The sequence below is a fragment of the Synechococcus sp. H55.2 genome (assembly GCF_047462495.1).
In the GTDB taxonomy this organism is placed as follows: Bacteria; Cyanobacteriota; Cyanobacteriia; order Thermostichales; family Thermostichaceae; genus Thermostichus.
Window position 1 is genome coordinate 1 of sequence record NZ_JANSJH010000025.1, and the last position, 3,875, is coordinate 3,875.

3 protein-coding genes are annotated in these 3,875 nt (G+C 63.5%); 1 reads left to right on the forward strand and 2 read right to left on the reverse strand.

Annotation, left to right across the window (positions count from 1 at the left end):
- Positions 1-53: 53 nt before the first annotated feature.
- Both NW844_RS04875 and NW844_RS04880 read right to left on the reverse strand, forming a co-directional pair.
- Positions 54-1,568 carry a YcjF family protein gene (locus tag NW844_RS04875; RefSeq protein WP_414333975.1) on the reverse strand — a complete coding sequence of 505 codons (1,515 nt, stop codon included), beginning with the start codon at positions 1,566-1,568 and terminating at the stop codon, positions 54-56.
- Positions 1,569-1,830: 262 nt separating this feature from the next.
- The gene (locus NW844_RS04880; RefSeq protein WP_414333977.1) at positions 1,831-1,998 is read right to left on the reverse strand and encodes a hypothetical protein; all 168 of its coding nucleotides are present in this window, start codon (positions 1,996-1,998) and stop codon (positions 1,831-1,833) included.
- A 118-nt stretch (positions 1,999-2,116) separates the two neighbouring features.
- Here NW844_RS04880 and NW844_RS04885 point away from each other — a divergent pair.
- Positions 2,117-3,875: phospholipase D-like domain-containing protein (locus tag NW844_RS04885; protein WP_414333979.1), on the forward strand; the 1,759-nt coding region annotated here is incomplete at its 3' end.

The window sequence follows — 3,875 nt, forward strand, 5'->3', positions numbered from 1 at the left end:
GGGAGAGGGGAGCTAGAGACGTAACAAACTGTTTCATTGCTGTTTGATAATGACTAGATGTTGGAGCGGGCTTGGCGAGCCAGTTGGGTGAGAAAAGCCAGCGGATGACGGTTGTGGAGTTGCTGCTTGAGCCGCTCTTGCAGAATCTCCTCCTGCCAGGGATCCCCCGATTGCAGCCACTCCAGGTAGCTGAGCCCCGCTACCCGCGTCAGGTAGGCCCCGCTGGCCGCCTGCAGGGGGATCCCCATGAGCATCCAGGGGCTGGCTTTGAGGGCAGAGCCCAGGGCCTGGGTGGCCAGCTCCAGTCCTCCTAGCTGCACGATCATTTGGGCCAGGCTGTGGGCCATTTGCTGGGCCTGCTGCAGGGTGATGCGGCGATCGAACACCTGATGCAGCTCGCCGATCATGCGCGCCTGGATGGCCACCCCCGCCAGCACATCCAAAGCCGGAAGAGGGGTCACGGCCAAGGCAGCAGCTGTCGCCCACTGCATCCGTTCCACGATCCGGCGACCCTGTTGGTGGCGCTCTTCCCGCAAAGCCTGCTGGACGGCCTCGCCCAGGGTTTGGGTCTGCAACAGGGCGTTGGCCAGGCGCAGATGGGATCCCTTTTGCTGCAGCAGGCGGGCCATCTGCTGGATGAGGGCGGCAGTATCGGGGGGCTGTGGCTCCCAGGTTTCTTGCCGGGATCCGTCTGGAAAGCAGTAGCGGACTTTCAAGGGCTCTGGGTCAGCAGCAATGGCCACCACCTGCTCAGGGGGGATGACGCCGGCGGTGCGCTGGCGCAGGTGGGCCAAGATGATCTCCACCTCTTCCGGCAGCATTTGATCCGTCTTGTTGAGGGCCAGGATGGTGGATTTCCCCAGCCGGGCCAGCTCCAGCAGCTCGGCATATTCCGAGGCCAGCAGATCCCCGGCCACCACCAAGATCAGCAGATCGGCCTTCTGGGCCAGGGCGCGCGCTTCTGCCTCGCCGGCGCCGCCGATGGTCAGCAGGCCAGGGGTATCGGTGAGGGAGATGGGGCCGCTCCAGCCCTCCAGTTGATAGGTGTGAATGGATCCCTGCTGGGTAGTGCCCAGGGTGGGAGCGGTTTCCCCCACAGGCTGCCCCATCAAGGCGTTGATCAGAGAAGTTTTGCCGGCAGAGGCAGTGCCGAACACCACCAGGTGCAATTCCTCCTGGGCCAGCCGCCGGTCGATTTCCTGCATCTTGGCCTGCAAGGCGCGACGGCTGATGTCGTTTTGCAGCTTCTGGATGAGGCGATCGACATCCTGCAGATCCGCCTGCACCTGATCCCGGGTCAACTTAACCCGCCGTTTGCCTGGGGTTGGATCCCTCTGCTGTTGGCGAGCCTGTTGCCACCAGCGCTGCACCGCCAGCCCTGCCGCCACCGTTCCTCCCAGGATGCCGGCCACCAGCAGATCTGCCAGCGGCACCGAATAGGGAGCAACAAAGCTGTAGATGCCACTAACCCATTGCAGGTATTGGCTGAGAGCCGCCAAGCCCAGCCCCGTCAATAACCACAGCCACGTGGAGCGCGACAACACCATGCCAACCCACAGCTTGCCCAAATGCCCGATCCGGAACGGAGCCTGATCTCTAGAGAAGCTCTGAAGATCTATCCAGAGGTCTACAAAGGTGAGAGAAGCGATCGCAAATTCAGGACGGCTGAACCCTCTCCGCTGGCAACCCCGGCGCAAGCTGGATCCGCGGCCTCTTCTTTAGCATAGGGCTTAGTGTAGCTGAGCATACAATTTTTTCGGGTGAGCCGGCGCAGGGACGGCTGACCCCAGCTAGGGAATCAACGAGAGAGGCAGGCACTGGAGAGCGTCCTCAGCCCAAGCGGCCAGGGATCCCCGCCAAAACCGCCGGCGGCTCCAGCGGCGCCGGCAGAAACTCACCCCCCCGGTAGTCCAGTAGCTGCACCAGGAGCAAGTAGCCCACCCCCAGGGCAATGGCCAAAGCTCCCGTAACAATAGCCACCCACTTAGGCCGTTCCACGCTGCGCCTCCCCCGTCAACTGCCTATCCCTACCCATGATGCCCGAAACGACCACTTGCGGCCCAGCCAAGGATGTCTGGAAGTTTTTGTATCCTGAGGGGGTGTGAGGTCTGGAGAGATGATGAACGGGATCCCATCTTGGCGGCGGCAACTGCGGCGTTGGCTGCCCTGGGCTGCCCTGCTGCTGCTCCTGGTGGCAATTGGCTACTGGGTAGGCCCCCGACCCCGACCTTATCCCCAAGAGCCAGAGCTGCCCACCCTGGCCCCTCTGCCGCAGCACCCCCGCATCCGGGTGGCCTTCAACCAAAGCCGCGAGAGCACCTATCGAGATCCCTATCGCCAGGTCTATCGCTACGGCTACAACCTAGAGGAGTTGATTATCTCTCAGATTCGCTCTGCCCGGCAGTCGGTGGATGTGGCGGTGCAGGAGCTGAACCTGCCTCTCATTGCCCAAGCCCTGGCCGAGCGGCGGCAGGCCGGGATCCCGGTGCGGGTGATTACCGAAAACACCTATGTGCGGGCCTGGCACCAGCTCACCCCTGCCGAAGTGGGGGCGCTGGACGAGCGCAGCCGTCAAAAGTTCGAAGAGTACCGCCACCTGGTGGATGTGAACCGGGACGGACAGTTCTCCCCTGAGGAGATCGCCAGCCGGGATGTCTATGCCCTGCTCGATGGGGGGCAAGTGCCCTGGCTGGATGACACCGCCAACGGCTCCAAGGGCAGCGGCCTGATGCACCACAAGTTTGTGATTATCGACGGGCAGCGGGTGCTGACCGGGTCGGCCAATTTTACCCTCTCCGATATTCACGGGGATTTCGATGCCCCCGGCAGTGTGGGCAACGCCAATCACCTACTGCTGCTCGATAGCCCCGAGCTGGCCCGCATCTACACCGAGGAATTCAACCTCATGTGGGGGGATGGGCCAGGGGGATCGCCCGACAGCCGCTTTGGCGTGCAAAAGCTCAGGCGCCCCCTGGAGACGGTTTACCTTGACGATGCCATCGTGGGGGTGCATTTTTCCCCTGCCAGCCGCTCCCTGCCCTATGAGGCCACCTCCAACGGCCTCATCGCGGCCACCCTGGCCCAAGCGCGGCAGCAGGTGGATCTGGCTCTGTTTGTCTTTACCGACTCAGGCATTGCCAACCAGCTCAGGCAACTGCGCCAGGAGCGTAACGTAGAAATTCGCGGCCTGTTTGACCCTGGCTTTGCCTTTCGTGACTACAGCCGCACCCTGGAGATGTGGGGGCTGCTGCTCCCCGACGAAAACTGCCGGGTGGACGCGGCCCGCCTGCCCTGGACAGTGCCCGCCTCCTCTGTGGGCGTGCCCAACCTCGCTCCGGGAGACAAACTGCACCACAAGTTCGCCATCGTTGACCCCGGCACCCCCCAGGCCACGGTGATCACCGGATCCCACAATTGGTCGGTGGCGGCCAACCACCTCAACGACGAAAACCTCTTGATCATCCGCAACGGGCGGGTAGCGGATCACTTTGTGCGCGAGTTCGAGCGGCTCCTTGCCGAGGCCCGCTTTGGCCCCAGCCGCCGCCTGCAGCAACAGGCGGAAGAGAGAGCCCGCCTCTGCCCGAGCCCTGTCCCCGTTGCCCTCTCCCCATCTGAAGCAGAGCCGGAGCTGCTGGAAGTCGAGGCGATCTCCGTTCCTGACAGGGGATCCCCTTCCCAGCCGGCTACCCCGCAATCTTCTCGCGTGAACTTAAACACCGCCACCGCAGCGGAGCTGGAGCAGTTGCCCGGCATTGGCCCGGGCCTGGCGCAGCGCATCATCGAGGCCCGCCCCTTCTCCTCCTTGGAAGATCTGCAGCGGGTCAAGGGCATCGGCCCGGCCCGGATTGAGCAACTGCGGGATCGGGTCACCTGGT